Annotated in this window: 23 protein-coding genes, 1 tRNA gene and 1 riboswitch; of the genes, 16 read left to right on the forward strand and 8 right to left on the reverse strand. The window is 69.8% G+C overall.

The window, feature by feature from the left end:
* Nucleotides 1–27: 27 nt before the first annotated feature.
* The 4 genes from BJ965_RS23985 to bcp form a co-directional block, all read right to left on the reverse strand.
* Nucleotides 28–110, reverse strand: a tRNA-Leu gene (locus tag BJ965_RS23985).
* Between the two features lie 36 nt (nucleotides 111–146).
* Entirely contained in the window at nucleotides 147–626 is a 480-nt protein-coding gene (locus tag BJ965_RS23990; RefSeq protein ID WP_184910634.1) for an HNH endonuclease, read from the reverse strand.
* Nucleotides 623–1,264 (reverse strand): HNH endonuclease signature motif containing protein, encoded by a 642-nt coding sequence (locus tag BJ965_RS23995; protein WP_184910636.1) that lies wholly within the window; start codon nucleotides 1,262–1,264, stop codon nucleotides 623–625. Before BJ965_RS23995 ends, BJ965_RS23990 begins: the two co-directional genes overlap by 4 nt.
* Nucleotides 1,265–1,416: 152 nt before the next feature.
* The gene (bcp, locus tag BJ965_RS24000) at nucleotides 1,417–1,884 is read right to left on the reverse strand and encodes a thioredoxin-dependent thiol peroxidase (protein ID WP_184910638.1); all 468 of its coding nucleotides are present in this window, start codon (nucleotides 1,882–1,884) and stop codon (nucleotides 1,417–1,419) included.
* Nucleotides 1,885–1,980: 96 nt separating this feature from the next.
* On the opposite strand from bcp, the gene BJ965_RS24005 reads away from it, so the two are divergent.
* The 3 genes from BJ965_RS24005 (at nucleotide 1,981) to BJ965_RS24015 (ending at nucleotide 3,201) form a co-directional block, all read left to right on the forward strand.
* Nucleotides 1,981–2,310 (forward strand): DUF3618 domain-containing protein, encoded by a 330-nt coding sequence (locus BJ965_RS24005; RefSeq protein ID WP_184910640.1) that lies wholly within the window; start codon nucleotides 1,981–1,983, stop codon nucleotides 2,308–2,310.
* A gap of 44 nt (nucleotides 2,311–2,354) precedes the next feature.
* The gene (locus BJ965_RS24010; RefSeq protein WP_030837851.1) at nucleotides 2,355–2,711 is read left to right on the forward strand and encodes a GroES family chaperonin; all 357 of its coding nucleotides are present in this window, start codon (nucleotides 2,355–2,357) and stop codon (nucleotides 2,709–2,711) included.
* A 67-nt stretch (nucleotides 2,712–2,778) separates the two neighbouring features.
* A riboswitch (guanidine-III (ykkC-III) riboswitch) is annotated at nucleotides 2,779–2,846 on the forward strand.
* 34 nt (nucleotides 2,847–2,880) lie between these two features.
* A complete protein-coding gene (locus BJ965_RS24015; RefSeq protein WP_031140108.1) occupies nucleotides 2,881–3,201 on the forward strand; it encodes a DMT family transporter in 321 nt (106 codons plus the stop codon).
* Between the two features lie 59 nt (nucleotides 3,202–3,260).
* On the opposite strand, the gene BJ965_RS24020 is transcribed toward BJ965_RS24015, so the two are convergent.
* Nucleotides 3,261–5,675, reverse strand: coding sequence for a transglycosylase domain-containing protein (locus BJ965_RS24020; protein ID WP_184910642.1), 2,415 nt, complete (start codon nucleotides 5,673–5,675; stop codon nucleotides 3,261–3,263).
* A gap of 477 nt (nucleotides 5,676–6,152) precedes the next feature.
* Here BJ965_RS24020 and BJ965_RS24025 point away from each other — a divergent pair, with 477 nt between their 5' ends.
* Genes BJ965_RS24025 through BJ965_RS24040 form a run of 4 tightly spaced genes read left to right on the forward strand, consistent with a single transcriptional unit; the run spans nucleotide 6,153 to nucleotide 9,521 of the window.
* Nucleotides 6,153–6,953: an ABC transporter permease gene (locus BJ965_RS24025; protein ID WP_184917485.1), complete on the forward strand. Its 801-nt coding sequence runs from the start codon at nucleotides 6,153–6,155 to the stop codon at nucleotides 6,951–6,953.
* A 49-nt stretch (nucleotides 6,954–7,002) separates the two neighbouring features.
* Nucleotides 7,003–7,767 (forward strand): ABC transporter permease, encoded by a 765-nt coding sequence (locus BJ965_RS24030; RefSeq protein WP_221514104.1) that lies wholly within the window; start codon nucleotides 7,003–7,005, stop codon nucleotides 7,765–7,767.
* Nucleotide 7,768: 1 nt separating this feature from the next.
* The gene (locus BJ965_RS24035) at nucleotides 7,769–8,785 is read left to right on the forward strand and encodes an ABC transporter ATP-binding protein (RefSeq protein ID WP_184910646.1); all 1,017 of its coding nucleotides are present in this window, start codon (nucleotides 7,769–7,771) and stop codon (nucleotides 8,783–8,785) included.
* Nucleotides 8,786–8,819: 34 nt separating this feature from the next.
* A complete protein-coding gene (locus BJ965_RS24040) occupies nucleotides 8,820–9,521 on the forward strand; it encodes a DUF1707 SHOCT-like domain-containing protein (RefSeq protein ID WP_184910648.1) in 702 nt (233 codons plus the stop codon).
* Between the two features lie 193 nt (nucleotides 9,522–9,714).
* Here BJ965_RS24040 and BJ965_RS24045 read toward each other — a convergent pair whose 3' ends face one another.
* Nucleotides 9,715–11,079: an SGNH/GDSL hydrolase family protein gene (locus BJ965_RS24045; protein ID WP_184910650.1), complete on the reverse strand. Its 1,365-nt coding sequence runs from the start codon at nucleotides 11,077–11,079 to the stop codon at nucleotides 9,715–9,717.
* A gap of 194 nt (nucleotides 11,080–11,273) precedes the next feature.
* Here BJ965_RS24045 and BJ965_RS24050 point away from each other — a divergent pair, with 194 nt between their 5' ends.
* Together BJ965_RS24050 and BJ965_RS24055 are read left to right on the forward strand one after the other, a co-directional pair.
* On the forward strand, nucleotides 11,274–12,617 hold the full coding sequence (locus BJ965_RS24050) for a DUF445 domain-containing protein (protein ID WP_221514105.1): 1,344 nt from the start codon (nucleotides 11,274–11,276) through the stop codon (nucleotides 12,615–12,617).
* Between the two features lie 195 nt (nucleotides 12,618–12,812).
* Nucleotides 12,813–14,294 carry an MFS transporter gene (locus tag BJ965_RS24055; protein ID WP_184910654.1) on the forward strand — a complete coding sequence of 494 codons (1,482 nt, stop codon included), beginning with the start codon at nucleotides 12,813–12,815 and terminating at the stop codon, nucleotides 14,292–14,294.
* A gap of 448 nt (nucleotides 14,295–14,742) precedes the next feature.
* Here the strand turns inward: BJ965_RS24055 and BJ965_RS24060 are convergent, their stop codons facing one another.
* Nucleotides 14,743–15,045, reverse strand: a complete 303-nt coding sequence (locus tag BJ965_RS24060) for a hypothetical protein (protein WP_030837881.1) — start codon at nucleotides 15,043–15,045, stop codon at nucleotides 14,743–14,745.
* A 210-nt stretch (nucleotides 15,046–15,255) separates the two neighbouring features.
* Between BJ965_RS24060 and BJ965_RS24065 the strand changes: the two genes are divergently transcribed.
* Nucleotides 15,256–15,681, forward strand: a complete 426-nt coding sequence (locus BJ965_RS24065; RefSeq protein WP_030837883.1) for an Hsp20/alpha crystallin family protein — start codon at nucleotides 15,256–15,258, stop codon at nucleotides 15,679–15,681.
* Between the two features lie 96 nt (nucleotides 15,682–15,777).
* Complete coding sequence (locus tag BJ965_RS24070) at nucleotides 15,778–16,245, forward strand: DUF2267 domain-containing protein (RefSeq protein ID WP_184910656.1); 468 nt, start codon at nucleotides 15,778–15,780, stop codon at nucleotides 16,243–16,245.
* Nucleotides 16,246–16,284: 39 nt separating this feature from the next.
* Here the strand turns inward: BJ965_RS24070 and BJ965_RS24075 are convergent, their stop codons facing one another.
* A complete protein-coding gene (locus BJ965_RS24075) occupies nucleotides 16,285–17,154 on the reverse strand; it encodes a helix-turn-helix domain-containing protein (RefSeq protein ID WP_184910658.1) in 870 nt (289 codons plus the stop codon).
* Between the two features lie 160 nt (nucleotides 17,155–17,314).
* Between BJ965_RS24075 and BJ965_RS24080 the strand changes: the two genes are divergently transcribed.
* The 5 genes from BJ965_RS24080 to BJ965_RS24100 all read left to right on the forward strand — a co-directional run bounded on the left by BJ965_RS24080 (nucleotide 17,315) and on the right by BJ965_RS24100 (nucleotide 23,742).
* Nucleotides 17,315–17,728: an alpha/beta fold hydrolase gene (locus BJ965_RS24080; protein ID WP_184910660.1), complete on the forward strand. Its 414-nt coding sequence runs from the start codon at nucleotides 17,315–17,317 to the stop codon at nucleotides 17,726–17,728.
* Between the two features lie 193 nt (nucleotides 17,729–17,921).
* Complete coding sequence (locus tag BJ965_RS24085; RefSeq protein ID WP_184910662.1) at nucleotides 17,922–19,208, forward strand: ABC transporter substrate-binding protein; 1,287 nt, start codon at nucleotides 17,922–17,924, stop codon at nucleotides 19,206–19,208.
* A 6-nt stretch (nucleotides 19,209–19,214) separates the two neighbouring features.
* The gene (locus BJ965_RS24090; protein WP_184910664.1) at nucleotides 19,215–20,186 is read left to right on the forward strand and encodes a carbohydrate ABC transporter permease; all 972 of its coding nucleotides are present in this window, start codon (nucleotides 19,215–19,217) and stop codon (nucleotides 20,184–20,186) included.
* Entirely contained in the window at nucleotides 20,186–21,103 is a 918-nt protein-coding gene (locus BJ965_RS24095; RefSeq protein WP_184910666.1) for a carbohydrate ABC transporter permease, read from the forward strand. The genes BJ965_RS24090 and BJ965_RS24095 overlap by 1 nt, the downstream gene beginning before the upstream one ends.
* Nucleotides 21,100–23,742: a beta-galactosidase gene (locus BJ965_RS24100; protein ID WP_184910668.1), complete on the forward strand. Its 2,643-nt coding sequence runs from the start codon at nucleotides 21,100–21,102 to the stop codon at nucleotides 23,740–23,742. Before BJ965_RS24095 ends, BJ965_RS24100 begins: the two co-directional genes overlap by 4 nt.
* Nucleotides 23,743–23,766 lie beyond the last annotated feature (24 nt).

Consider the following 23,766-nt stretch of genomic DNA (forward strand, 5'->3'; position numbering starts at 1 on the left):
CGCCCTTACGGACGGCCCCTATGGGCGTGCGGCCGGTGGGAGTCGAACCCACATGGGCAAACGCCCCGAGGCACCTAAAACCTCTGCTTATACCGTTCAGCAACGGCCGCGTGCGAAGGCCATGCTACCGGGGAAGCATCGGTCGTCTATCCGCGTCTGCCACCCCGGCACCAGGTGCTCGTGACGGCGTGGCAGTTGGGGCACAGCAACCGCAGATTCTCCGGCCGGTCGTCGCTCCAGTCCCCGTTGATGTGATCCACCTCCAGCGTCATGGCCTTACCGAGCCACTCCGGGCCGATCCCGCAGTCGGCGCATGCTTCTGAAACGCCGACTTCACGGAGCGCCCGACGCAGCACAACAGTGCGGGTCCGACGCTTGCCGTCATGCTTGACCAGGACGTCCTCGGGGCGTTTGGCCAACGTCGGGCGGCGCTTCCCGCGCTGGTGGGCCTGGCCCAGAAAGTGCTCCGTGATGAGCTGATCCTCGGCGATCCACAGGCGCAGATATCTGCGCTGAGTACCGCCGTCCGGGAGCCCCAGGCGGCGCAGTACCTCTGCGACGGAGAAGGACTCGGTGACTGCGTCCTGCAGTTCCTCGGACGTGGGCCGTGGGCGCCGACTTCTCATGAGGCACGTCCCTTGCCGCGCCCCCGGTAATTGTCCGTAGTCGAATGGCAGTTGGGGCAGAGGAGCCGAAGGTTCTCGATGCGGTTGTCCCTCCAGTTGCCGTCGATGTGATCGACCTCCAGAGGGAGCGGCCGGCCCCGCCACACCGGCTCCGTGCCGCACAGGGCGCATCTCACCGCTACTCCCGACGACGTCATCGCCCACTTGAGGCGGTCGCTCGGAATGCGCCGGGCGCGATCGGCCGGTTGCTCGACCAGCAAGGCCTCGGGTGTGCGCGGACGCCAGGGTTTTCCCCGCCGGGTCGGCACCCTGAAATGCGATGTGTCGATGCCGTAGGCCTTGATCCGGCGGCTGATGTGCGTGTGATGTCCGCCCACCACCTCGAGTCCTAGACGCCGCAGTACCTCGCACATGTTCGTCGATGCGGTGACGGCCCGCTCAAGTACGTCCCTCGACCACCGCACTCCCTCGCGCTCGAAGTGCGAAACGTCCACGCCGAGCTTCTTCATCCGCTGGGACACATAACGCCGAGTTGAGCTCCGCGGATCCACCCCCAACAACAGCAGCGCCTCCGACAGCGACCGCGCCCCCCGAGCCGCCTCCTCCAGCCGTTCTCTGGTGTACGCACTGGCCCCCATCACACGCCCTCCGTCCCCGACCACCCGTTCGTGGTCTCGCACGGAGTAACGAACCGTTTATCGGACAGTCACGCCCGGAATGCGTGCGGAATGCGGAGCGGCTCGTACCGGACCTCTCCGGTACGAGCCGCTCGCGAGACGATCAGCGGGTCTCAGACCCCCAGATCCTTGATGATCTTGGCCACGTGGCCCGTCGCCTTGACGTTGTACAGGGCCCGTTCGACCTTGCCCTCCTCGTCCACGACGATCGTGGAGCGGATGACGCCGACCACCGTCTTGCCGTAGAGCTTCTTCTCGCCGAAGGCGCCGTAGGACTCCAGGACCTGCTTGTCCGGGTCGCCGAGCAGCGTGACCTTCAGGGACTCCTTGTCGCGGAACTTGGCCAGCTTCTCCGGCTTGTCGGGGGAGATGCCGATGACGTCGTAGCCCGCGCCCGCCAGCAGCTCCAGGTTGTCCGTGAAGTCGCAGGCCTGCTTGGTGCAGCCGGGCGTGAGGGCGGCCGGGTAGAAGTACACGATGACCTTGCGGCCCTTGTGGTCCGACAGGGACACCTCGGTGCCGTCGGCGTCGGGCAGGGTGAACGCGGGGGCGGTGTCCCCCGGCTGGAGTCGCTCGCTCATCAGGCCAGGGTAACCGGGGGTCGGGGCGGTGCGATGAGCCGTGGAGCTGACAGACTGTCCGGCACAGGCTTCACACCGACTTCGAAAGGCGACACGGTGGCGGACACGGCGGACACCAGGACCCCGGCGCAGATCGAGGCGGACATCAGGCGCCGCCGCGCGACCCTGGCCGAGACGCTCGACGAGCTCGGGGTGCGGGTGCACCCGAAGACGATCGTCGGCGATGCCAAGGCCAAGGTCGCTTCCAACATCGACCACACCCTCGGACGGGCCTACGTGGGGGTCAACCGGGCCGTCACGGACGTGCGGGCCCAGTTCGTGGACGAGGACGGCGCACCCCGGCTGGAGCGGGTCGTGCCCGTCGCGCTCGTCGTCGTGGGCTTGGTCGGGCTGCTCGCGGTCAGTACGCGGCGCCGCAAGGGCTGACCCGACTGCGTGCGTTTGCGGGGAAGACAGGTAGGTTTCAGGGCGTGAGCGCCAAGAGAAACGAGCACAGTACCCACCCGGACAAGCTGCCCATCCGGATGCTGCACGACCGCGTACTCGTGCGGCAGGACACCAGCGAGGGCGAGCGGCGTTCCGGCGGCGGCATCCTGATCCCCGCCACGGCCGCGGTCGGCCGGCGGCTGGCGTGGGCCGAGGTCGTCGCGGTGGGGCAGAACGTGCGGACCGTGGAGACGGGCGACCGGGTGCTGTACGACCCGGAGGACCGTGCCGAGGTCGAGGTGCGGGGGATCGCGTACGTGCTCATGCGCGAGCGTGATCTGCACGCCGTGGCCGCGGACCGGTTCGAGGGTGCCGAGGACTCGACCGGCCTGTACCTGTAGGACCGGCGACAGCCGTACGGAAAGGGGCCGGTGACCCTGGTCACCGGCCCCGTCGCCGTGCCGTGGGGCTTTGCTACGTTGGAGGTACCCCCGACGAGACGCGCCGTACCGGGATCAAGGCAAAGACGACGCACCGACACCGTCAGCCCGTTTCCGGAAGGTGCCCGTCATGGCCTGGGTTCTGCTCGTCGTCGCCGGTCTGCTCGAGGTGGGGTGGTCCGTCGGCATGAAGTACACCGACGGCTTCACGCGCCCGCTGCCCAGCGTGCTCACCGGCGCCGGCATCGTCGCCAGCATGCTGCTGCTGTCGCAGGCCGCCAAGACCCTGCCCATCGGTACCGCCTACGGCGTGTGGGTGGGGATCGGTGCGGCCGGGGCGGCGGTGTTCGGCATGGCGGTGCTGGGTGAGCCGGCGACCGCCGCCCGGATCTTCTTCGTGTGCCTGCTGCTGGTCGCCGTGGTGGGGCTGAAGGCGACCAGCGGGCACTGAGCCGTCGTGCCGCTGAAGGTGATCAGCGGCCACTGACCTGGCCGGGCACGGGCTCCGCGCTACTCGCGGCGGGCGCCCTGCGGGACCACGCCCCAGCCGGGGCCGGTCGGGCCGCCCGTCGCGCCGCCGTCGCTCGTGTCGCCGCCGCCACCGCCCTCCGTGGTGCCGCCGTCGGCCGTGCCTCCGTCCGTCGTACCGCCGTCGCTCGTGCCGCCGTCCGCGGTGCCGCCGCCGGTGGGGGACTCGCCGCCGGTGCCGCCGTCGGTGGTGCCGCCGTCGGTCTGGCCCTCGGTCTGCCCCTCGGGGGCGCTGGGGCTCTCGTCGGGCGTCTCGGTGCCGGTGTCCTCGCCGCCGGTGGTCGAGCCGCCGTCGGTGGTACCACCGGTGGTCGGGTCGGTCGGGGCCTCGCTGCTGGGGGCCTGCGAGACGTCGGCGCCGGGCTGGAGCCTGAGGTCGAACTCCCTGGCGGGCTTGCCCTCGAGGGCGTCCTCGGTGAACTGCGTCCAGATCTCCGCGGGTGCGCCGCCGCCGTTGACGCGGTCCAGGCCCATGGCGCCGTACAGGGACTTGTGGGCGGCGGTGACGGGGTCCTGGCCCATGACGGAGACGACGGTGGCGAGGTCGGGGGTGTAGCCCGCGAACCAGGCCGCCGTGTCCTCCTCGGCGGTGCCGGTCTTGCCTGCCACGGGGCGCCCGGCGGCCTGCGCCGCGGAGGCGGTGCCGTTCTGGACGACGCTCTGCAGCATCGAGGTGGTGGTGTCGGCGGCCTCGCGGCTCACGGCCTGCCGGGTGCGCCGCTCGGGCAGGTCGATCGGCGCACCCTCCTTGGTGACCTTCTCGACCATCGTGTACGTGCCGTGCCGGCCGTGGTTGGCGAGGGTGGCGTAGGCCTCCGCCATGTCGAGGACGCTGGCGGTGGCGGTGCCGAGCGCGATGGCGGGGCCGTCGGCGAGGTCGGGGGTGGCCTCGGGGACGCCGAGGTCGATCGCGGTCTGCTTGACCTTCGCGGGGCCGACGTCGGCGGCCATCTGCGCGTACACCGAGTTCACGGAGCTGTCGGTGGCCTCGGTGACGGTGATGTCGCCGTAGGAGCGCTGGTCCTCGTTCTCGGGGGCGTAGGGGTCGCCGGTCCAGCCCTGCACGGAACGCTTGTTGGTGCCGTCGTAGATGGTGTTCGGGGTGATGACGCGGCCGTCCTGGGTCTCCGAGTGGTTCTCGACGGCCGAGGTGAACACGAACGGCTTGAAGGTGGAGCCGACCTGGAAGTCCCTGCGGGTGGCGTTCGGGGTGTACTGCTTGACGTAGTCGACGCCGTTGTACATCGCCACGACCTTGCCGGTCTTGGGATCGACGGAGGCGCCGCCGGCGCGGACGTAGGTGTCGACCTTGTTGTTCTTCTTGTCGAGCTTGGACATCAGCTTGTCGTTGACGGCCTTCACGAACGCGTCCTGCTTGCCCTTCTGCAGGGTCGTCGTGATGCGGTAGCCGCCGGCGTCGAGCTTGCTCTCGTCGATGATCTTGTTCTCGGTGAGGTAGTCCTTGACGATCCGGACGATGTAGCCGCGCTGCCCGGACATGCCGGTGGAGAGGGTGGACTCCTTCGGCATGGGGAACTTCATGCCGGTGCGCTTCGACTCGCTGAGCCAGCCCTTCTTGACCATGCCGTCCAGGACGTAGTTCCAGCGGGACTCGGCGGCCTTGCGGTTCTCGGGGTGGGCGACGATGTCGTACTGGCTGGGCGCGTTGACCAGCGCGGCGAGGTAGGCGGCGCGGCCCGGGTCGAGGTCCTTGGCGTCCTTGCCGTAGTAGGCCTGGGCGGCGGCCTGGATGCCGTAGGCGTTGCGGCCGAAGTAGCTGGTGTTGAGGTAGCCCTCGAGGATGTGGTCCTTGCTGACCTCGCGGTCCAGCTTGATCGCGATGAAGAACTCCTTGGCCTTGCGCGTGACGGTCTGGTCCTGGCGCAGGTAGTAGTTCTTCACGTACTGCTGGGTGATCGTGGAGCCGGACTGCTTGCCCTTGCCGAGGGCGGTGTTCCAGGCGGCGCGGACCATGGCCTTGGGGTCGACGGCGGACTCCGTGTAGAAGTCGCGGTCCTCGGCGGCCAGGATCGCGTGCTGGGCGTCCTTGGAGATCTGCGGGAGCGTGACGTTCTCGCGGTTGACCTCGCCGTCGCGGGCGATCACGGAGCCGTCCGCGTAGAGGTAGACGTTGGCCTGCTTGGTGGCGAGCGCGTTGGCCGGGGGGATCTTCACCAGCGAGTAGCCCAGGAAGAAGCCGCCGGCCAGCAGCAGGACGACGATGACGAAGGCGCCGAGCGTCATGCGCCAGGTCGGGATGATCCGGCGCCAGCCGGTCCGCTTCGGTTTCCCGGCCGCCGTGGTCCCGGGCGTGCCCGGGTCGCCGTCGGCGTGCGCCTGCGGCTCTCTCGATGCCCAGCCCGGGTTCGGCTGCTGCGGCTGAGGCTCGTCACTCATGTCGTGCACGGACTCCTGTTTCGCGTCGTACGTCGTTCCGTACGTCTCTGCTCGCTCTTGCGCCCCTGTGATGAAGACTGTCCCATCCGTTGATCAGTTCCCTGATCGAGGGCCGGGTCGTGCGCCGTGTGGTGAGGCGGGCCGCATGCGAGTGGGTGCGCGGGCGGGCACGGGGTCAAACGCGTTGTTGCGCACGCCTGCCCGAATCGTGATCTCGCCTGCGCGACATTCGCCCGAAGGGGGACACGGCCGTGGATCGCGACGGCTCGTACGCTCCGCCCGGCCGGCACCGCCGCCACGCCGCTCGCCCTGGCCACGGGCGCCTCGGCCCACGCGGACGCAACGGATCGTACCGTCTGGGCCGGTCCGCACCCGCCCCCGGCGCCCTCGCCGCTCCCCTAAATTGCGTGGCACGCCCGTTCGTCGGGCCACTAGGCTCCTGCGCTTCGGTGCCTGGCGGCGAGGAGGGCGGTGGATGTGGGCTCGGGACGGTTGTACGCGGCCGTCGCGGCGGGTGGCTTCCGGCGGTACGCGACGTACCGGGCGGCCACGGTGGCCGGGGTGTTCACCAACACGGTCTTCGGCGTCATCCTCGTCTACACGTATCTGGCGCTGTGGGACGAGAAGCCGCATCTCGGGGGGTACGACCAGGCGCAGGCGGTGACCTATGTGTGGCTGGGCCAGTGCCTCTACGCGACGCTGGCGATCCAGGGCGGCGGCGCCGAGAAGGATCTGATGGAGCGCATCCGCACCGGTGAGATCGCCGTCGACCTGTACCGGCCGGCCGATCTTCAACTGTGGTGGCTGGCGGGAGACGTGGGCCGGGCGCTGTTCCAGATGCTGGGGCGGGGGGTGGTCCCGTTCGTGTTCGGCGCGGTCTTCTTCCCGATGGCGCTGCCGACGGAGGCCGGCCGGTGGGCGGCGTTCGTGGTGACGCTGCTGCTGGCGACGCTCGTGAGCTTCGCGATCCGCTACCTGGCGGCCTTGAGCGTGTTCTGGCTGATGGACGGCATGGGCGTGAACCAGGTCCTGATGGTCACGGGCATCTTCTTCTCGGGCATGGTGCTGCCGCTGAACGCCTTCCCGGGGGTCTTCGGGGAGATCGTGCGGGTGCTGCCGTGGGCGGCGCAGATCCAGATGCCGGCGGACGTGCTGATGGGGGAGACGGACCCGCTCGGGGCGTTCGTCTTCCAGGCGGCCTGGGCGGTGGTGCTGCTGGGGGCGGGGCGGCTGATGCAGTCGGCGGCGACGCGGCGGGTGGTGGTGCAGGGTGGGTGAGCGCGGTGCTGTGGCCGAGGGGCTGCGGGCCTACCGGCTGATCGCCGGGATGTGGGTGCGCTCCAGCATGACCTACCGCGCCTCGTTCGTCGTCACGGTGTTCGGGAACCTGACGGTGACCGGCCTGGACTTCGTGGGGATCCTGCTGATGTTCTCGCAGGTGGACTCGCTGGGCGGCTGGTCGCTGCCCGAGGTCGCCTTCCTGTACGGGCTGTCCGTGACGTCGTTCGGGATCGCCGATCTGGCCCTGGGCTCGATGGACGTCCTGGGCGCCCGGATGCGCGACGGTTCCTTCGACACGCTGCTGGTGCGTCCGGCGCCGGTGCTCGCGCAGGTCGGGGCGGACCGGTTCGCGCTGCGGCGGCTGGGCAGGATCACCCAGGGCGCGGTGGTGCTGGGCTGGGCGCTGGCGTCGGTGGACGTCGACTGGAGCGCGGCGAAGGTGCTGCTGGTGCCGGTGATGGTGGTCAGCGGCGCGGCGATCTTCTCGGCGGTGTTCGTGGCGGGCGCGGCCTTCCAGATCTACGCGCAGGACGCGGCCGAGGTGCAGAACGCCTTCACCTACGGCGGGACGACGCTGTTGCAGTATCCGCCGTCGGTGTTCGGCAAGGAGCTGGTGCGGGGCGTGACCTTCATGCTGCCGTTGGCTTTCGTCAACTGGGTGCCCGCCGCCCACGTGCTGGGGCGGCCGTACCCGATCGGGCTGCCGGGGTGGGCGGCCTTCGCGTCGCCGCTGGTCGCGGTGGCCTGCTGTGTCCTGGCCGGGCTGGCGTGGCGGACGGGGCTTCGTTCGTACCGGAGTACAGGGAGTTGAGTTGACCGGGTCGGAGAGCGGGTCCAGCCAGGAAGGCGGATCGGAAGGCGGGTTCATCGAACTCGACGGTGTGGAGAAGGTCTTCGAGGTGCGCAAGAAGACCGGCTTCATGAAGCGGGAGCGGCGGCAGGTGCGGGCCGTCGACTCGATCTCCTTCCGGGTGGAACGCGGCGAGATGGTCGGCTACATCGGCCCCAACGGTGCCGGTAAGTCCACCACGATCAAGATGCTGACCGGCATCCTCACCCCCAGCGCGGGCCGGCTGCGGGTGGCGGGCATCGACCCCTCCCGGGAGCGGACACGGCTCGCGCACCGCATCGGCGTGGTGTTCGGGCAGCGCACGACGCTGTGGTGGGACCTGCCGCTGCTGGACTCCTACCGGCTGATGCACCGCATGTACCGGATCCCGGACGCCCGTTACCGGGAGAACCTCGACCGGCTGGTCGAACTCCTCGACCTGGGCGACCTGCTGGACGTGCCGGTACGGCAACTCTCCCTCGGTCAGCGGATGCGCGGCGACATCGTGGCGGCGCTGCTGCACGATCCGGAGGTCCTGTACCTGGACGAGCCGACCATCGGTCTCGACGTGATCTCCAAGTCCAAGGTGCGGGAGTTCCTGCGGGAGTTGAACACCGAGCGCGGCACCACGGTGCTGCTGACCACGCACGACCTCCAGGACATCGAGCAGTTGTGCAAGCGGGTGATGGTCATCGACCACGGGCGTCTGATGTACGACGGTCCGCTCGCCGGGCTGCACGAGGTCGGGGAGAGCGAGCGGACCCTGGTCGTGGACCTGGAGCGGGAACTGCCGCCGATCGACGCCCCGGCGCCCGCGCGGGTCGTCCGCGTGGAGGGTCCGCGCCAGTGGCTGGCGTTCCCGGCGGGGGAGTCGGCGGCGCCGCTCGTGGCGCGGATCGCGGCCGAGTACCCGCTGGTGGACCTGTCGGTGCGGGAGCCGGACATCGAGGCGGTCATCGCCACCATGTACGGGGAACAGGCCGAGCGGGCGATCTCGTAGCCCCCGGCCGGGGTGAACTCGTAGGCTGCTGTGTATGACCGACGACGCCGTCCCGGACCTCCGAGCCTCCGACGCCGACCGTGAACAGGTCGCCGGCATCCTGCGGGACGCCCTCGCCGAGGGGCGCCTGGACATGGAGGAGTTCGAGGAGCGGCTCGACGCGACGTACAAGGCCCGGACGTACGGGGAACTGGCGCCGATCACCCGGGATCTGCCGGCCGCGGGCGTGACGGTCCCGGCGGTGTCCCTGACGAAGGACCCGGCGGCCGGCCCGGACTGGTCCGGGCGGATCACCGGCGGCGAGGGGTCCTCCACGTGGGCCGTCGCCGTGATGTCCGGCTTCCAGCGCAAGGGGCACTGGACGATGCCCCGGCGGTTCACCTGCCTCGCCTTCTGGGGCGGCGGGGAGATCGACCTGCGCGAGGCGAACTTCACGGACCGCGAGGTCGAGATCAACGCCTTCGCGATCATGGGCGGGGTGGATGTGATCGTGCCGCCCGGGGTCGAGGTCGTCGTCCGCGGCATCGGCGTCATGGGCGGCTTCGACCACCGCGAGGAGGGTGTGCCCGGGGAGCCGGGCGCCCCGCGGGTGATCGTGACCGGGTTCGCGCTGTGGGGCGGCGTCGGGGTCCAGCGGAAGCTGACCCGGGCGGAGAAGCTGCGCATCCGGGAGGAGCGCCGCCAGGAGAAGCTGGAGCGCAGGGCGGGGCGACGGGAGCTGGACGGGGAGCGCTGAGCCCCCGCACTGCGAGCGGTACGGCCCCGGCAGCGCGGGGGCACTGAGCCTCGGCACTGCGGGCGGCAGGGTCCCGGCAGCGCGGGTGGCACCGAGCCTCGGCAATACGGGCGACGCCCAGCCCGGCAGCCGTGTGCCCGCCGCCTGCGGGCAGGCGACGGGCACGGGGCGAGACGGGCGGTGCGAGGCGGGACTACAGCTCCGCCGGCGCCGACCCCTTCAGCGTCTCCAGGTCGAACGACTCCGCCATCCGCGCGTACCCCTTGTCGCTGGGGTGCAGATGGTCGCCCGAGTCGTAGTCGGACCGCAGCCGCCGCGGGTCGTACGGGTCACGCAGCGCCTGGTCGAAGTCGGCCACGGCGTCGTACACCCGCCCGGCGCGGATCTGCGCGTTGATCGTCTGGCGTACCGCCTCGCGCGCCTCCGTGTAACCCCGGTGCCCGTAGAACGGCATCAGTGTCGCTCCGACCACCTTCACGCCGCGCGCGTGGGCCTGTCCCACCATCGTGCGCAGCCCGGCGATGATCGCGTTCGGGTCGGCGAGCCGCGGGTTGCGCAGGATGTCGTTGACGCCGAGGTCGATGACGACGACCTTGACGTTCGTCCGCTCCAGCACGTCCCGCCCGAAGCGGTTCAGCCCGCTGGGGTTGTCCGCGGGGCGGCCGAGCCCGTCGGCGAGGACCTGGTTGCCGCTGATGCCCTGGTTGACGACGCTGTAGCGGGGCAGGTCCCGGCCGGCCGCGATCTCCGCGCGCAGCCGGTCGGAGAGCACGTCGGTCCACCGGCTGTTGGTGTCCGGCGTGGAGGTGATGCCGTCCGTCAGAGAGTCGCCGAGGACGACGACCGTGCCGTCGGACTCGTTGCTCAGCAGGTCCAGCGCGGTCAGGTACCGCCAGGACCCGGTCCGCTCGGTGTACGGCGTGCCCGTGGTGTCCTGCGTGACGTCGCCCTGGGCGACATAGGAGATCTGGCGGGCGTGGCGGTGGTAGGTGACCGGGCCGGAGCTGGTCGGCGAGTAGGTGGTGATCAGGACGTCGGAGTCGTGCGGGACGACGACCCGTACGGCGTCGCTCATCACCTGCCGGCCGGGCGGGATGACGACCGTGGGGCCGCCGCCGAAGGTCAGCTGCCGCATGGTGTCCGCGAGTGCCGCCGCCGTGCCGCTGCCCGCGGAGACGGCGATCGTCGCCCGCGTGATGCTCAGCGGCGACTGGCCGTAGAGATTGGACAGCGTCACGCGGGCACTCGTACCGCCGACACTGGTGTGGACGACGTTGCGGACCGAACGGTCCGCCATGCCCGTGGCCTCGGTGCCGGGTTCGGCGGCGGAGGGGGACGCGGACCAGGTGCCGACCCAGGTGCCGGTGGAGGCGGGTGCGGCGGAGTTGTGAGGGGCGCGACCGTCGCCGAGGGCGTTCCGGTTGCGCCGGCCGTCGTCGGACCCCACTCCGACGTATATGGCGGTGGAAAGGGCCATGATCGCTGCGACGACCAAGGCCAGGAGGGCGCGGTACTTAGTGGGGGATTCCCCCACACCCCCGGCACGTCCTCGGGTCATGCTGTTCAGTTCTCCTCGGGCGATGGGAGCCCAAGGCTCCGATCTGATGTGCCCATGATGCGGCATGGGCCGGGGGGAGCTCACAGGACCCCATGGCATTACCCCCTCCCGACAGACGCCGGGAACTCCTGTTCCGTTCCAGGAGTCGGTCAGGAAGGGACAATGTGTGCGGGATCACCAAGCGGGTGGAGCGGATGGAACGGACGAAAGCAGTAGAAAACGGTGCCGGTGCCGGAGGGCAGCATGCCCGCCCCGGCGTCGCCGTGAACCGTGCGATGACGACGTTCAGCCCGGCGGACGAGGAGAAACAGCGCGGCGTACGCCGGATGAAGCTCACCGCCACCGGACTGCTGGTGTTCGTGGCGCTGGTCTACGTCCTGTCCACGTGGGCGCACAACTCCGGCGCCGGGACCTGGGCGGCCTACGTCGCCGCCGCCTCCGAGGCGGGCATGGTCGGCGCGCTCGCCGACTGGTTCGCCGTCACCGCCCTCTTCCGGCACCCGCTCGGCATCCCCATCCCGCACACCGCGATCATCCCCACCAAGAAGGACCAGCTCGGCGTCTCCCTGGGCGAGTTCGTCGGCGAGAACTTCCTCTCCGAGGACGTCGTACGGCAGCGGTTGCGCGCCGTCGGCATCGGCAGCCGCCTCGGCGCCTGGCTCGCCGTCCCCGAGCACGCCGACCGGGTCACCGCCGAGCTGTCCACGGCCCTGCGCGGCGCCCTGACGGTCCTGCGCGACTCCGACGTCCAGGCCGTGGTCGGCGAGGCCATCACCCGCCGCGCGGGCGCCCAGGAGATCGGGCCCGGCATCGGCAAGATGCTGGAGAAGGTCGTCGCCGACGGCGGCCACAAACGCGTTGTCGACCTCGTCGTCACCCGCGCCCACGACTGGCTCGTGCTGCACAGCGACTCCGTGATGGACGCCGTACAGGGCGGCGCCCCCGGCTGGACCCCGAAGTTCGTCGACAAGAAGGTCGGCGAGCGCGTCTACAAGGAACTGCTGCGCTTCGTCACCGAGATGCGCGACATGCCCGGCCACCCCGCGCGTGGCGCCCTCGACCGGTTCCTCACAGACTTCGCCTCCGACCTCCAGTCCGACACCGACACCCGCGCCCGCGTCGAGCGGCTCAAGGGCGAGGTGCTGGGCCGCGGCGAGGTCCAGGACCTCATCGCCAGCGCCTGGACGGCCGTACGGTCCATGATCGTCGCGGCGGCGGAGGACGAGCGCAGCGAACTGCGGCTGCGCGTGCGGGCGTCCCTGCTGTCGCTCGGCTCGCGGATGGCGGCCGAGCGCAAGGTCCAGGACAAGGTCGACAAGTGGGTGGAGGACGCGGCCGTCTACGTCGTCACCACCTACCGCAAGGAGATCACCTCCCTGATCACCGACACGGTGGCGAGCTGGGACGCCGAGCACACCACGCGGAAGATCGAGGCCAACATCGGCCGCGACCTTCAGTTCATCCGCATCAACGGCACGGTCGTCGGCTCCCTGGCCGGTCTGCTGATCTACACGGTGTCGCACGCGCTCGGGGCGTGAGAGGGGCAGTTCAGGCCTGAGCGAGTGACTCGGGGCGTGAGAGGGGCAGTCCAGGCCTGAGCGAGTGGTTCAGGGTGCGAGAGAGGCGGTTCAGGGCGCGGCGAGGTGGCTCCGGGCGCGAGAGAGGTATCTCAGGGCGTAAGAGAAACCGCTCAGGGCACCCGAACCGGGGTCCGCTCGATGAGGAGGGAGCCCATGACCACCGCGCAGGCCGGGACCGGCCGAACCATCACCACCGACATCCCCGCCCGCCTCGACCGCCTCCCGTGGTCGCGCTGGCACTGGACGATCGTCATCGGCCTCGGCACCGTGTGGATCCTCGACGGTCTCGAAGTCACCGTCGTCGGCAACATCGCCAGCCGCCTGTCGGAGCCCGGCAGCGGCCTGCCCATCACGTCCGGCGAGGTCACCGGCATGGCAGCCGCCCTGTATGTGGCGGGTGCCTGCCTGGGCGCCCTCTTCTGGGGCCGCCTCACCGACAAGTGGGGGCGTAAAAAACTCTTCATGATCACGCTGGCCGTGTACCTCGCGGCCACCGCCCTCACCGCGATCTCCTTCGACACCTGGTGGTTCTTCCTCTTCCGCTTCCTCACCGGCTTCGGCATCGGCGGCGAGTACGCGGCCATCAACTCCGCGATCGACGAGCTGATCCCCAAGGAGTACCGCGGCCGCACCGACCTGATGATCAACGGCAGCTTCTGGCTGGGCGCGGTCTTCGGCTCGCTGCTGTCGATCGTCGCCCTGGACACCGACATCTTCGCGGCGAACGTCGGCTGGCGCCTCACCTTCGCGCTCGGCGCGGTCCTCGCCCTGGTGATCCTCCTCGTCCGCCGCCACGTCCCCGAAAGCCCACGCTGGCTGCTGATCCACGGCCGCGACGACGAAGCGGAACGCATCGTCTCCTCCATCGAACGCAAGATCGAGGAGGAGCGGAAGGATTCGCTGCCGCGCCCCGAGGGCGAGCTCACCATCCACCAGCGCCGCAGCGTCTCTTTCCTGGAGATCGGCCGCACGGTCTTCTCCGACTACCGCAAGCGCGCCATCCTCGGCTTCTCCCTCTTCATCGGCCAGGCGTTCCTCTACAACGCGATCACCTTCGGCTTCGGCGCGATCCTGACGACGTTCTTCGACGTCCCGAGCGGCAGCACCGGCTACTACTTCGCCGTCATCGCCATCGGCAACTTCTGCGGCCCGCTGCTCCTCGGGAAGCTCTTCGACACGGTCGGCCGCCGCATCATGATCTCCGGCACGTACATCCTGTCCGGCCTGCTCCTCTTCGGCACGGCCTGGCTCTTCGGCCAGGGCTCGCTGAGCGCGTCCACCATGACGGCCTGCTGGTGCGCGGTCCTCTTCTTCGCCTCGGCCGGCGCCTCCAGCGCCTACTTGACCGTCTCCGAGGTCTTCCCGATGGAGACCCGGGCCATGTCCATCGCGTTCTTCTACGCCATCGGCACGGCGGCCGGCGGCATCAGCGGCCCGCTGCTGTTCGCCAAGCTCACGGAGTCCGGCGTCGTCGGTGACACGGTCCTCGCCTTCTCGATCGGCGCGACGCTGATGTGCCTGGCGGGCCTGGTCGCGGCACTCCTGGCGGTGAAGGCGGAACGCCGCTCCCTGGAGGACATCGCCAAGCCGCTGACGGCGGCGGGCAGTGGAGACGGTGGAGGGGGAAGGGGCTGAGAAACCAACCCCGCCGCCAGGAACCGGTCGGCACTGCCCTCCAGCCGGGTCAGCTTCCCCGGCCAGGCGTTGAGGATCGCCACGCGGCTGATCTGTCGTGTCACGTCGTCGTACCTCGGCGTCGTAAGTCCCGTACCTGCGGGGGACGGTGAGGAGACGGCCGGTGGTGAAGGGGACAACAGAATCTGCGCTATAGTTGATCTGCGTCCAGTCGCCGGAACTCCGGTCGGCGGACAGTGCGTTGGTGGTCCAAGGAAAGACGCCCCACTTCCTGTGGGGAGATGCAGGTGCAAGGCCTGCCCGGCGCTCCGATCAAGAACCCGGCCCTGGGATTCAGGGCCGGGTTCTTTGCCGTGTCGGCTTCTTCCGCTGTGCCGGCCGGGGTGAGCCGACCGGCTGGGCCGACTCACCGGCCGGCCGACTCGGCCGGATCACCCAGGCCGCCCGGTCAGCCGCGCCGGTCCGCCACCGCCCACGACGCCAGCCCCACGGCGCCCGCCACCCCGAACACGGCGGGCCAGGCACCCACCTTCTTCGCCAGCGGATGTGATCCGGCGAAGGCGGCGACATACGCGGCCGACAGCGCCCCCGCGGCCACCCCGCCGGCCTGCTGCCGCCACTGCCGTGCGGCCGCCACCCCGGCCGCGGCCAGCACGACCCCGCCGAGCGGTCGTTGCCTGGTCCAGCGGGCCACGCCGTACCCGCCCACGAGCCCGCTCGCGGCGACCACCGCGCTGGGAACCTTCGCCATGTCTGCCTCCTGCGTCCTACGCCCTGCTCGGGATCTTGAGGCTAGCCCCCACGCTGCCGGACCCACGCGCCAGGGGCCCGGCAGGTGTCGCCCACCCCGGAAACCCGAACCTGAGCCCAGGCTTGTCAAGTTTCCTCCTCCGAGCTATATAAGAAGACGCAGACCGTAGGGCATCGCACCGGCTGCGTCCGAAGAGAGGAGTGACCAGTGATGCTCATGCGCACGGACCCCTTCCGTGAACTCGACCGACTGACCCAGCAGGTGTTCGGCCCCGACACCGCCCGCCCGTCGGCGATGGCGATGGACGCCTACCGTTCCGGGGACGACTTCTTCGTCCACTTCGACCTCCCCGGCATCGACCCGGAGACGATCGAGCTGGACGTGGAGCGCAACGTCCTGAACGTCCGGGCCGAGCGCAGGTCCCCCGCCCCCGAGGGCGCGGAACCCCTCGTCGCCGAACGCCCCACCGGCACCTTCACCCGCCAGCTGTTCCTCGGCGACACGCTGGACACGGAGCGCATCGACGCCTCCTACGAGTCCGGCGTCCTGACCCTGCGCATCCCGGTGGCCGAGCAGGCCAAGCCCCGCCGCATCCAGATCACGGGCGGTGACCGGCGCAGGCAGCTCAGCGGCTGACCCCGCCCCACCGCCCGCACCGTCTCGCGCCGCCGGTACGAGCCCGGCGGCGCGGCCCAGGACCGCATCGCACGCACCCGGAGGAAAACCCCGCACATGAGCACGGCGACAGTGCCACGCGTGACCACGAGGCCCCGCCCCCAGGTCGACGACGTCACCTGGACCCAACTGATCGAAGCCGTCAGGCAGTCGGGCCTGTACCCCACCCGGTCGAAGGCGGAACAGGTCACCCGTACCGTCCTGGCCGCCCTCGGCACCCACGTCACCGGCGACGAACGGGTCGACCTCGCCCGCGCCCTGCCCGGCGAGGCCGCCCGGCTGATCGCCGCCCAGATCCCGGCCACCCGGCGGCTGACGGCCGCGCGGTTCGTCGACGAGGTCGCGTCCCGCACCCCCGGAGCCACGTCCGCCACGGCCCGCTGGGACGTCAGCTCGGTCCTCGGTACGCTGCCGAACCTGATCGGCGACGACCTGATCACCCGCATCCTGGCCCAACTCCCCGCGGGCTACGCCCTCCTGTTCGGCCGGGCGGACCTGAGTGCCTGCTCTCGATCGCGGTCTTGAGCAACCCGGGGAACGCTCCCGGAGCCTCGCGAACCGCGCTCAGGGACGGCCTGCCCCGTCGACGTACGCCTTGGTGACGTCGGTGATGAAGCCGAGGGTGTCGGCGGGGTCGAGGGCCTGGGCCTGGAGGTGGTCGTACATCACGCCGTAGTGCCGGACGTCGGAGTGTTTCTCCAGGTAGAGGTCGCTGGTGAACCGCTCCAGGTACACCACCGCGTCGAGGGTGTCGACGAACCTCAGGATGGAGAACTGTCCTGACAGGCCCGGGTTGGCCCCCACGGTGTAGGGGAGGATCTGCACGGTGATGTGCGGCTCGGCGCTGAGCGCGATCAGGTGTTCCAGTTGTTCGCGCATGATGTCGGGACTGCCGACGACACGACGCAGTACCGATTCGTCCAGGACGACCCACAGGCGCAGCGGGGTAGCCGGGTCGTAGATCCGGTGCTGGCGGCGCAGCCGTACCTTGAGGCGCGCGGCAGCCTGTTCGACCGTGAGCCGGGGGATCGTTTCCTCGATGACCGCGTGGGCGTAGGCGGGGGTCTGCAGCAGCCCGGGGATCACCATGGGCTCGTAGATGTGGAGGGAGGCGGCGTCCGTCTCCAGGGCGATGTAGACGCTCTGGGGGATGTCGCCATAGGCGTGCCACCAGCCCTGCTGCCCGGATTCCCTGGCCATCTGCATCAGAGCGTCGATGACCTGCTGGTCCGTCACGTCGTAGATCTCGCACAGGTCGCGCACGTCGCGGGGGCTGATGGCGCGGTTGCCGTTCTCCAGGTGACTGATCTTCGGCTGGGAGACCATGAGCCGCTCGGCCACTTCTGTGCTCTTCAGCCCCCTGGCCTCGCGGAGCCGACGGAGCTCGGCTCCTAGGCGGCGCCTCCTGACGGTGGGGTTGCTGTGCGCGGCCACGAGCGGCGTACCTCCGGCTCCAAGTCATCGTGCAGGCCCGCAGATTGCCATGGGACATGACCCGTTGATCGTCTGCCGTGCCGTCGTGTCGTGAGGCAGGCGAAACGGAATCTGCCGTTGTAATTTGCCTCACGGAAGGAACCGTCAGGCGTTCTGCCGGGTGGGATCGAAGACAGGCACTGACCCGGCACCGTGGCAGATCGCCACCTGGCTGGACAGCTGGCCGACCCCCTTCGCGTCCGTTGCCGAGGCGGAGGCCTTCCTCGGCCACGAGGCATGGACGAGGACCCTGGAGCAACGAGAAGACGGCTGGCATCCGCCCTTCGACCGCACCACGATCATCGCCTCGGTCGCCGAACTGGCCACCACCGCCTACTGGGAGCAGTGGTCCCGCATCACCTGCCCCACCCTCCTCCAGGGCGAACACGGCACGATGCGCCCCGACGAACGGCCCACCATGCTCGCCCACCGCCCGGACATGGTGACGGTGTGCATCCCCGGCGCGGCCCACGACGTCCACCTGGACCAGCCGGCCCGCCTCCACGAGGCGATCGCCGCCTTCCTGCCCGGCTGAAGGGCACCACCTGCAACAACCCCTTCAATGCCCGCTTTTGTGCTGCCGCGGGCTCCGGGTCACAACTGAACCCACACGAAACAAGGTCTTGTCGCTGGCTTAAAACGATGGTTATTTTAACCGCCATTCGAAGTCCGGCCTGATCATCCGGGCGACCTCAAGGCGTGTGCATGTCTCAAGGAAGGGCAGTGCCATGACGCTTGACAGCGCGCGGTTTTCTCGTCGGGGTTTTCTGGGGCTGGGAGTCGCGGCGGGGGTCCTCACGCTGACGGCGTGCGGGTCCGGCGCCGGTGCGGCCGACGCTCCGCTGGTGATGACGGTGTGGGGCGGCGACCCCGACCGCAAGACGTATCAGGCCCGCATCGACCTGCTGGTCAAGAAGCACCCGGACCTGAAGGTCAAGCTCCAGCTGATCCCGGGCGACGCGTACCCGCAGAAGGTGCAGACGATGATCGCCGGCGGCACCGGGCCGGACATCATGCAGGTCGCCGAGAGCGTCAACACGTACTCCAGCAAGAACCAGTTGCTGCCCCTGGACGACCTCGCCAAGAAGGCCGACCTCGACCCCGGGCAGCGGTTCGGTCCGGCCGGCTCGCTCTACACGTACGAGGACAAGCTCTACGCGATCCCGGACCGCTCGGGCGCGGTCACCGTGTTCTACAACAAGGACATGTTCGACAAGAAGGGCATCAAGGCCCCCACCGCGGACTGGACCTGGGACGACGCCCTCGACGCGTTCAAGGAGCTGACGGTCCCCGGCAAGGTGTGGGGATACAGCGGTGCCGAATGGTTCCCGCAGTGGTGGAGCCTCGCGTACCAGAACGGCGGCACCATCATCGACGCCCAGGGCCGCCCCGCCGTCGACAGCGACGAAGTCGTCGAGGCGCTCCAGTGGGCGGGCGACCTGGTCTTCAAGCACAAGGTGGTGCCGAGCAAGGCGGACTACGCCGACATGGGTCCCGACATCGGCGGCGACCAGGCGTTCCCCAACCAGAAGGTCGCCACCCACGCCAACGGCTTCTGGGTCATGTCCGGCCTGACGAAGGTGAAGTTCGGCTGGGACATCGCGCCCATGTGGCGCGGCAAGAAGCAGGCCGTGTCGGCGTTCGGCAGTGGCCTGGCGATCTCCCGCACCTCCAAGCAGCGGGACAACGCCTTCAAGGCGATCGACTTCCTCACCTCCGCCGAGGCGCAGAAGATGATCATCGCCTCCGGCCAGGACGTGCCGGCCGACCTGGCGGTCCAGAAGAGCCAGGCCTTCCTCAAACCGTCGTGGATGAAGACGGACGTCGACATGGGCGTGTTCGCCGAGTCGAGCGCGTTCGTCTTCCGGGCGCCGTTCATCCCCGAGTGGAACCAGATGATCGACACGATCTCCAACGGCCTCGCCGACTTCTGGCTCGGCAAGGAGCGCAGCGCCAAGAAGGCGCTGACCGCCGTGCAGAAGGACCTCGAGTCCCTCATCAAGTCCGGGGCATGACCGGCCGTGGCGACCCCGACCGTCCCGAAGGCCGCCCCCACGGCCGCGGAGAAGCCCCCCTCGCCCGGGAAGCCCAAGCTCTCCAAGCGCCGGCGCCGTGAGGCACTCTCCTTCTACCTGTTCATCTCCCCATGGATGATCGGCTTCCTGGTCTTCCTGCTCGGGCCGATGATCGCGTCGGTCTACTACTCCCTGACCGACTGGGACAGCTTCAACCCGCCGAAGTGGGTCGGCTTCCAGAATTACGTCACGGCCCTCACCGACGACCCGGTGTTCTGGAAGGCCCTGTGGAACACCTTCTACTACGCGGCGATCTCCGTCCCGCTGGGCCTGGTGATCGGGCTGTGGCTGGCCAACCTGCTCAACAAGCAGGTCAGGGCCCGCAAGTTGTTCCGCACCCTGATCTACCTGCCGACGCTGATCCCGCTGGTCGCCACGGCGATGATCTTCCGGATGGTGCTCGCGCCGAACGGCCCGATCAACGACTTCCTCGGCCTGTTCGGACTCTCCGGCCCCAACTGGCTGTTCGACGGCCCCTGGGTCAAGCCGGCCCTGATCCTGATGTCGGCGTGGGGCGCGGGTGCCGCGACCGTGCTTCTGCTCGCCGCGATGAAGGGCATCCCGCGTGAGCTGTACGAGGCGGCCGAGGTCGACGGCGCGAGCGCGACGCGGCAGTTCTGGAGCATCACGCTGCCGCATCTGACACCCATCATCTTCTTCAACCTGATCATGGGCCTGATCAACGCGTTCCAGATCTTCTCGCAGGTCTACATCCTGATCCCCAAGGGCAAGAACCCCGCGGGTTACGACGCGGCCCAGACGATGGTGCCGCTCCTGTTCGACCAGGCGTTCAGCTACTACCGCATGGGCTACGCCTCGGCGATCTCCTGGCTGCTGTTCCTGGTGATCATGGTGTTCACGGTGATCGCCTTCCGCACCACCCGGCGCTGGGTGTTCTACGAGACCGAGGTGAAGTGATGGCGACCCTGGCGACCCCGGTGCGCAAGCGCGGGCACGAGGAGCGGCCCGCGAAGGGGCGGGCCCCCGCCGTACGGGCGTTCCGCGCGACCCCGTTCACCTACGGCACCCTGCTGATCGTCGCGGCGATCCTGACCACCCCGCTGGTCTTCGTCGGTTCGATCGCCCTGTCCGGCGACGCCACCGTGAACAACGGCGCATTCACGATCATCCCGCGCGAGTTCCACTGGGACAATTTCGCCCGGGTGTTCGGCACCGAACTGCCGGTGGGCACCTTCCTGCTCAACTCGGTGCTCATCTCGCTGTTCTCGGTGGCGGGACAGGTCCTCTCCAGCGGCCTGGTCGGCTACGCCTTCGCCCGGCTGCGGGCGCCCGGCAAGAACACCATGTTCCTCATCGTCATCGCCACGATGATGATCCCGACACAGATCACGATGATCCCCCAGTTCATCCTGTTCCGGGACCTGGGCTGGGTGAACACCTTCCTGCCACTGATCGTGCCGAACTTCTTCTCCAACGCCTTCAACGTCTTCCTGGTACGGCAGTTCGTCTCCCGGCTGCCCAGCGAACTCGACGAGGCCGCCATGATGGACGGCCTGGGCTTCTTCGGCATCTACCGGCGGATCATGTTCCCGATGCTCAGGCCCGTCCTGATCGCCATCGGCATCTTCACGCTCACCCACACCTGGGGCGACTTCATGGGCCCCCTGATCTACCTCAACGACGAGTCGAAGATGCCGCTCGCCCTGGGCGTGCAGTACATCACCGCCACCTCGCAGGCGGGCCAGGCACCGCCCTGGAACCTGGTGATGGTCGGCTCGATCCTGCTCGCCCTGCCGATGATCCTCGTCTACTACCTCGGCCAGAAGTACCTGTACGAAATGGACATCAGCGGCGGAAGCGCGGGAGTCAAGTGAGCCACCCCACCACCACACTCGGCCAGGACACCACACCCGACCAGGGCATCGCGCTCGACGCCCGCGGCATCCGCTTCGAGGGCGGTCCGCGGCTCGTGCTGTGCGCGTCCCTGTTCTACTTCCGCCTGCCCCGGGAACAGTGGCGCGCCCGGCTCGCCCAGGTCCGGGCCTCCGGCTACACCTGCGTGGACGTCTACCTGCCGTGGAACTTCCACGAGACGGCCCCCGGCCGCTGGTCCTTCGAGGGCCGGAGGGACGTCGCCGCCTTCCTCGACCTCGCGCAGGAGGAGGGGCTGTACGTCATCGCGCGGCCCGGCCCCTACATCTGCTCCGAGTGGGACGGAGGCGCGCTGCCGGCCTGGCTGGGCCTGGACCCCCAGTTGAGAGTCCGCCAGCACGAGCCGCGCTTCCTCGACCGGGTCACCGCCTGGTTCGACCAGGCGCTGCCGCTCCTCGCCGAGCGCCAGTACCCGGCGAACGGCCCTGTGATCATGGTGCAGTTGGAGAACGAACTCGACTTCTTCGACTGCGAGGACCGGACCGGCTACCTCACCGCCCTGCGCGACCAGGCCGTCCGGCACGGCATCACCGTGCCGCTCATCGCCTGCTCCGGACAGGGCGACCTCGAAGGCGCCACCGGCGACGTCCCCGGTGTCGTACCGGCGTGCAACTTCTACCCGGACGACGACTCCCCGCACATCGAACCCGAAGTGCGGCGCTACGCCGAGCTGCTGGCGGAGCGCGACCTGCCCCTGCTGATCACCGAGACCAACCGCCGCCACCGCACCCTGCGCCGCCTCCTGGCCAGCGGCGCCTCGCTGATCGCCCCCTACCTCCAGTCCTCCGGCTGGAACTTCGGATACACCCCGTCCGCGGGGAACTGGGGCAGGCCCGGCAACCTCATGAGCCATGGCTATGACTTCGGCGGCTACGTCTCCTCCACCGGCACCGAACGTCCCGAGTACGCCGAGGCCCAGATCCTCGCCCGCGTCATCGACACCCTGGGACCGCGCCTGGCGCTCTCCGTCCCGACCGTCCCGCACACGCCGGTCACCACCGACTTCCCGACCAGTTCGTCACCGTCGGCCCTACGACTCGACGGGGGCGGCCTGCTCCTCGCCGTACCGCATCTCGGGACGGGGACGGGGACGGGGACGGCGGTTGTGAACGGGGTGCCGGTCGCCGTGGCGGCGGACTCGTGCCCGTTGATGCCGGTGGACGTGCCCTTGGGGCCGTGGGGTCACGAAGGGACACTCACGCTGGCGTCCGCGGACCTGGTGGCGGCGGGGGAGGGCGTGCTGGTGTTCTCCTCCGAGGTACCGGTCACCGTCGTCGTCGGGGACACCGGGGTCGAGATACCGGCGCCGGAGGCCGGAACGCCGCAGCGGGCGACCGCCGCAGGGCTGACCCTCGTAGCGCTGGCCCCGGCAGACGCCGTACGCCTGCGCTCCACGGACCGAGACGGCTCCGTGCGTCTCCACGAGCCGTCGCCCGCGCGGCAGGCGTCGGCGCCCGTGGCGGTGCGGCGCGCCCGGCGCCGAGCGGACACCGCTCCCGAGCGGGCGGCGGGCCGGCACGAGCTGCCTCCGACGCTGGAGTCGCTCGGTGTGTACCGGGGCCGCGGGACCTACCGCACCACGGCGGATCTCACGGGCGTCGACGAACTGCTGCTCGTCGGGGCGTCGGACATCGTCGACCTGACGATCGCCGGCCGGGCGCGACCGACGATCGCAGGGTTCGGGGCCACCCGGCGGATCGACGTCCGGGAAGCGACCGGACCCGTCGACGTCGAGGCCGTCGTGGAGATCTGGGGACACGCGAACTTCGACGACGCGCGCCTGCCCGCCCTCCGCCTCGGCGCGCTGCGCGGGCTCGGCACGCTGTGGAAGGTCCGCGAGACGGCGGACGTGTCGGCGCTGTGGGAGGTGCACGGCCACTGGGCGGGACGGCCGGCACCCCTGCGCGAGCTGGGCGGCTGGAGCAGCACCCGCGTCGGGCTCCCCGTCACCTACACCCGCGAGATCCGGACGTCCACGGCGGCGGCCCTGCACCTCAAGGGGGTGGTCGAGCCGATGCGGGTCAGTGTGGGCGGAGGCGGGCCGCACACCGCGGACACCGTCCACGAGCCGCACACTGTTGACACTGTCCACGCCGAGGATCCGTGGGTCCCGCTACCCGCGGGCACCCACCGCATCTCGGTCACGCTGCCGCACCACCCCAGCGGCGGCGGCCTCCGTGCCGAACTGCTCGCCCTGGATCCGGTGACCGACTGGACGTGCTCCGCACAGGACGACGACCTGCTGACCGGCTTCGCCACCGAAGCCGCACCCGGGCAGGAGGAGGTCCTGCTGCCGCTGGCCCTCGCACCGGGGGAGGAGGCATGGCTCGACGTCGACCTGCCGCCATCCCACGACGGCCTCCTCCTGCGCCCGGACGGCACACAGATCCGGGTGACCGGATGGGCAGGCGGGGAGTGCGTGGGCCGGGTCTGGGCCGGCGACCGGCCGGACTTCTCAGGCGGGGACGCGAACGTCCTCTGGATCCCGCCGGGCTGGTCCGGCCTGACCCTGCTGGTGCGCGGCGCGGCCGGACACGAGGTCCCGGAGCTTCGCGTGCTGCGGCTGGAGTCGTCCGACTGACTGCCCGAGAAGGCCAAATCGTTC

Source organism: Streptomyces luteogriseus (genome assembly GCF_014205055.1).
GTDB classification, from domain to species: Bacteria; Actinomycetota; Actinomycetes; order Streptomycetales; family Streptomycetaceae; genus Streptomyces; species Streptomyces luteogriseus.

What these genes read in the sequence shown, in the direction of transcription:
- bcp (WP_184910638.1), bottom strand. Translation starts at nt 1,884, where the DNA reads ATGAGCGAGCGACTCCAGCCGGGGGACACCGCCCCCGCGTTCACCCTG.
- BJ965_RS24070 (WP_184910656.1), top strand. Translation starts at nt 15,778, where the DNA reads ATGAGCACGGCGACAGTGCCACGCGTGACCACGAGGCCCCGCCCCCAG.
- BJ965_RS23990 (WP_184910634.1), bottom strand. Translation starts at nt 626, where the DNA reads ATGAGAAGTCGGCGCCCACGGCCCACGTCCGAGGAACTGCAGGACGCA.
- BJ965_RS24015 (WP_031140108.1), top strand. Translation starts at nt 2,881, where the DNA reads ATGGCCTGGGTTCTGCTCGTCGTCGCCGGTCTGCTCGAGGTGGGGTGG.
- BJ965_RS24085 (WP_184910662.1), top strand. Translation starts at nt 17,922, where the DNA reads ATGACGCTTGACAGCGCGCGGTTTTCTCGTCGGGGTTTTCTGGGGCTG.
- BJ965_RS24060 (WP_030837881.1), bottom strand. Translation starts at nt 15,045, where the DNA reads ATGGCGAAGGTTCCCAGCGCGGTGGTCGCCGCGAGCGGGCTCGTGGGC.
- BJ965_RS24065 (WP_030837883.1), top strand. Translation starts at nt 15,256, where the DNA reads ATGCTCATGCGCACGGACCCCTTCCGTGAACTCGACCGACTGACCCAG.
- BJ965_RS24095 (WP_184910666.1), top strand. Translation starts at nt 20,186, where the DNA reads ATGGCGACCCTGGCGACCCCGGTGCGCAAGCGCGGGCACGAGGAGCGG.
- BJ965_RS24040 (WP_184910648.1), top strand. Translation starts at nt 8,820, where the DNA reads ATGACCGACGACGCCGTCCCGGACCTCCGAGCCTCCGACGCCGACCGT.
- BJ965_RS24030 (WP_221514104.1), top strand. Translation starts at nt 7,003, where the DNA reads ATGTGGGTGCGCTCCAGCATGACCTACCGCGCCTCGTTCGTCGTCACG.
- BJ965_RS24020 (WP_184910642.1), bottom strand. Translation starts at nt 5,675, where the DNA reads ATGAGTGACGAGCCTCAGCCGCAGCAGCCGAACCCGGGCTGGGCATCG.
- BJ965_RS24045 (WP_184910650.1), bottom strand. Translation starts at nt 11,079, where the DNA reads ATGACCCGAGGACGTGCCGGGGGTGTGGGGGAATCCCCCACTAAGTAC.
- BJ965_RS23995 (WP_184910636.1), bottom strand. Translation starts at nt 1,264, where the DNA reads ATGGGGGCCAGTGCGTACACCAGAGAACGGCTGGAGGAGGCGGCTCGG.
- BJ965_RS24050 (WP_221514105.1), top strand. Translation starts at nt 11,274, where the DNA reads ATGGAACGGACGAAAGCAGTAGAAAACGGTGCCGGTGCCGGAGGGCAG.
- BJ965_RS24055 (WP_184910654.1), top strand. Translation starts at nt 12,813, where the DNA reads ATGACCACCGCGCAGGCCGGGACCGGCCGAACCATCACCACCGACATC.